3 protein-coding genes are annotated in these 4,102 nt (G+C 37.4%); 1 reads left to right on the forward strand and 2 read right to left on the reverse strand.

The window, feature by feature from the left end:
• Positions 1-94: 94 nt before the first annotated feature.
• Positions 95-1,294, forward strand: coding sequence for an MFS transporter (locus ACFIO3_RS02035; RefSeq protein ID WP_375606662.1), 1,200 nt, complete (start codon positions 95-97; stop codon positions 1,292-1,294).
• A 44-nt stretch (positions 1,295-1,338) separates the two neighbouring features.
• Here the strand turns inward: ACFIO3_RS02035 and ACFIO3_RS02040 are convergent, their stop codons facing one another.
• Positions 1,339-2,766, reverse strand: a complete 1,428-nt coding sequence (locus ACFIO3_RS02040; protein ID WP_375704067.1) for an MFS transporter — start codon at positions 2,764-2,766, stop codon at positions 1,339-1,341.
• A 116-nt stretch (positions 2,767-2,882) separates the two neighbouring features.
• A complete protein-coding gene (locus ACFIO3_RS02045) occupies positions 2,883-4,097 on the reverse strand; it encodes an NADP-dependent isocitrate dehydrogenase (protein ID WP_375606660.1) in 1,215 nt (404 codons plus the stop codon).
• Between the last annotated feature and the right edge of the window lie 5 nt (positions 4,098-4,102).

The following is a 4,102-nucleotide window of genomic DNA, read 5'->3' on the forward strand; positions in this document are numbered from 1 at the left end:
GGGACTATTGGGCATGCGTATAACAATGTTTTGAATTTTTGTTTGTGTGTATTACAGATATCTACAGTTAAAACTCCTATCCAGAAGTGATGATATGAAGGATTTTTATCAACAAAAGGTTCTTGCATTGGGAATTGATTCGAGAATACGGCGTTTAATAATTTTAGCTCTTGCTGTGGGGAGTTTTGCTATTGGTACTGCAGAGTTTGTCGCAATGGGGCTACTACCAGAGATGGCACGAAGTTCCTATGTTGATATTCCTACCGCTGGTCAATATATTTCTGCTTATGCATTAGGAGTTGTGATTGGAGCACCTCTTTTAGCTGTGGCAACAGCTCAGGTATCACGCAAAACTGTTTTGATAGGATTGATGCTTTTTTATGCTTTAGCAAATATCGCTAGTGCCTTTTTTTCTGATTTTAGCATATTAGTCGTATTACGCTTTCTCAGTGGACTTCCCCATGGAATCTATTTTGGACTTGCGGCTATGGTTGCCTCTTCAATGGTCGAAATGAAAGAACGTTCTAAAGCTGTTGGATATGTTATGCTCGGCTTAACAATTGCAACCGTTTTGGGAGCACCCAGTGCTACTTGGATTGGTCAACTTATTGGTTGGCAGATTGCTTTTATCCTTGTGGGTATGATTGCTTTATTGTGTAGCTTGCTTATTTGGAATTTTTTTCCTTGTGATTCAATTTTTCCAAAAACGAATCCTTTGCAAGAAATGGGTGCATTAAAGCAAAAGCAGGTGTGGTTTCTTTTGTTGATGGTTTCGGTGGGAGCGTCAGGATTATTTTCTGTTTTCACTTATATCAAGCCAACGTTAATGCATATTTCTGGTGTTTCACTTGAGTTGGTACCATTTATCATGCCTTTAGTTGGATTGGGTATGGTGGTAGGAAATCTCTTGGGGCCTAAATTAGCCGTTAAAATTGGTATTTCGCCGATGATATTTTTTTCTATGCTTTGGAGCGTATTTGTTTTTTTTCTTTTTTTCTTTTTATCCTATGCTCCGTTAACAGCGGCAATAGGATGCTTTTTTGTTGGAACTTCTTTTGCTGCTATGCCTTCTATACAAACAAAAATTATGGATGTTGCACTACAGGGACAGATTTTGGCAGGAGCATTAATGCAGTCTGCTTTTAATATTGCCAACGCTCTTGGTGCAGAATCTGGAGCATTAGTTTTAAAATTGGGCTATAGTTATGAATATACAGCTGTTTTAGGAAGTGTTCTAACTTTGTGTGGATTAATGGTTTTTTGCATCTCATGGTATATGGAGAAGCATGCTTAATATTTTTCATTTTTTAAATGAAGAAGGAATTTTTATATTTATTTTTAGTTATTGGAATGTCCTGTTGGGTTTTTTAATATGCAGTAAGAAATGCGCAGTGCTAATGGAATAGCAAGACAAAATAAAAGACCCATGAGCACTATAAGAAGAGTTTTTGCTGCTAAGATCATTCCTATTGTTCCTCCAGGATTAAAGAGGCCAGCAAGATTGGTGATAACTCCTGCTAGAGTTGCACTTAAGGCCGCTGAAAATAGTTGTACAGAGGTAAGGGATTCACTGGCACGGAGAGCATCTTCATCATTTGCACATTGTAAGATCCTTGTGAGCAAATGTGGCCATGCTATGCCCGCACTGATTCCAATAAAAAACAGTGCTAAGCAGATCATAAAAATATATTCAAGTGTGGAAACTTCTGTTGGAATGAGCCATAAAAGAATAGCTATGCCTAATAGTTTTAATAGGGGGGAGTATATAATGATGTTGCGAATTTTTTTTTCCGATACACCAGCGCTTGAGAGGGCTCCACATGTCCATCCTAGGCTCATAAGTGCTGCTATGTAACCAGCAAGAAGTGGAGTTTGTCCATGAAGCTCTTGAAGAAAAAGTGGGAAATAAAGCTCCATACTATATACGACTGTCGTCATAACGAGTATTAATGCGTAAACAGGAAAAATTTCAGAAGAAAAAGAAAAGGATTTGCGTGGCAACATAGGATGAAGGGTAGATGATTCGATTTTTGCTAGGACAAAGAGGAGACTAAGTCCGATAACTAATCCGCAAATTTTGGCCATTGTTGTGTCCATAGCTCCTCCAACAGAAATGATAAAAATCAATAAGGTGAGTGTGAGAAGCTGGAGCAGAGGGAGAGGGGTTGTTGGAATATAATTTTCATTCTTTTGGGGTAAAAATTTAAAGGCTATGAGTGAGAATAATATAGCTAATGCACCAATGATCCAAAAAGATGCTCTCCACATGCCATAATATACAGAAATTCCTCCGATTGCTGGTCCTAACAAGGTTGATATTCCCCACATTCCAGAGATGACACTTAATGCGTGTGACCATAAAGATGGACTGAAAACAATACGTACCATGGAATAGGATAAGGATAACAAAGAACCACTTCCAAATCCTTGAATAAAACGTCCTATTAAAAATAATGGCATAGATGAAGAAATGCTGCACATGAAAGTGCCTAGGGTAAAGATAAGTCCAGAGAGAACATAAGTGTTGCGAGGACCTAATTTCCCTAATATTTTTGTTGCAAATGAAGTCCCAAGAAGTGAAGCTGTAATAAAGACAGTTGCCACCCAAGAATAATATATTTCATTGCCAATATGATTCATAAGAGAGGGCAAAATAGTAATAACAATATAAACGTTGGTAGCGTGTAACACAACACCGCCTATAAACGTCAAAAAGCAAAGACCATTTTTACCTAATAAAAGCGCAGACCAGCTTTGTTTTTTCACTGTTTTTGCTATTTAATAAAATTTATCCTCTTTTTATTTATAAGGCAGTTCTTTAAATTTGCCAAGAGAAATTCAAAGCTCTAAACAGAGCTTTGAATTTTAATTTAAGTAATAACTTAATTGCCCATTGCTTTTTTGAGATTCTCATCAATTTTATTGAGGAAACCTGTTGTAGAAAGCCACTTTTGTTTAGGCCCAATCAAAAGTGCGAGATCTTTAGTCATAAAACCTTCTTCGACGGTTTTAATACAAACTTCTTCCAATGTCGTGGAAAAGTTTTTTAACTTTTCATTGTTATCTAGTTTAGCACGGTGCGCTAGTCCACGCGTCCATGCAAAAATAGAGGCAATGGAATTTGTTGATGTTTCTTCACCTTTTTGATGCTGACGGTAATGGCGTGTTACGGTGCCGTGTGCTGCCTCTGCTTCAACAATTTTGCCGTCAGGTGTCATGAGAACAGAAGTCATGAGACCCAGAGAACCAAAGCCTTGGGCAACAATATCAGATTGGACATCACCATCATAGTTTTTACATGCCCATACGTATCCACCTGACCACTTTAATGCAGAAGCAACCATATCATCAATAAGACGGTGTTCGTAATATAATTTACGGTTTTCAAATTCAGTTTTAAATTCCGTATCGAATATTTCTTGAAAGATATCTTTAAAACGACCATCGTAAGTTTTTAGAATGGTATTTTTTGTTGAAAGATAAACTGGAACATTTCGTTGTAGTCCATAATTAAAGGATGCGCGGGCAAAATCACGAATTGACTCATCAAGGTTATACATAGCCATGGCAACCCCTGCGCTTGGAGCATCAAAAACATCATGTTCAATAACTTGATTATCATCACCGACAAATTTAATACTTAATTTTCCTTTTCCTGGAAATTTAAAATCTGTTGCTTTGTATTGATCACCAAAAGCGTGACGTCCGATAATAATTGGCTTTGTCCAGTTAGGAACAAGGCGAGGGACATTTTTACAGATAATGGGTTCGCGAAAAATGACTCCTCCTAAAATATTGCGGATTGTGCCATTAGGTGATTTCCACATTTTTTTTAGGTTAAATTCTTTAACGCGTGCCTCATCAGGTGTGATGGTTGCGCATTTTATACCAACCCCATATTTTTTGATAGCATTGGCAGAATCGATAGTTACCTGATCATTGGTTGCATCACGATTTTCGACGGAAAGATCATAATATTTTAGATCAATGTCGAGGTAGGGATAGATTAATTTATCTTTGATATATTTCCAGATGATGCGGGTCATCTCATCCCCATCAAGTTCAACAACGGGGTTTTCTACTTTGATCTTTACCATTAGAA

The organism is Bartonella sp. AD328YNZD (assembly GCF_042196425.1).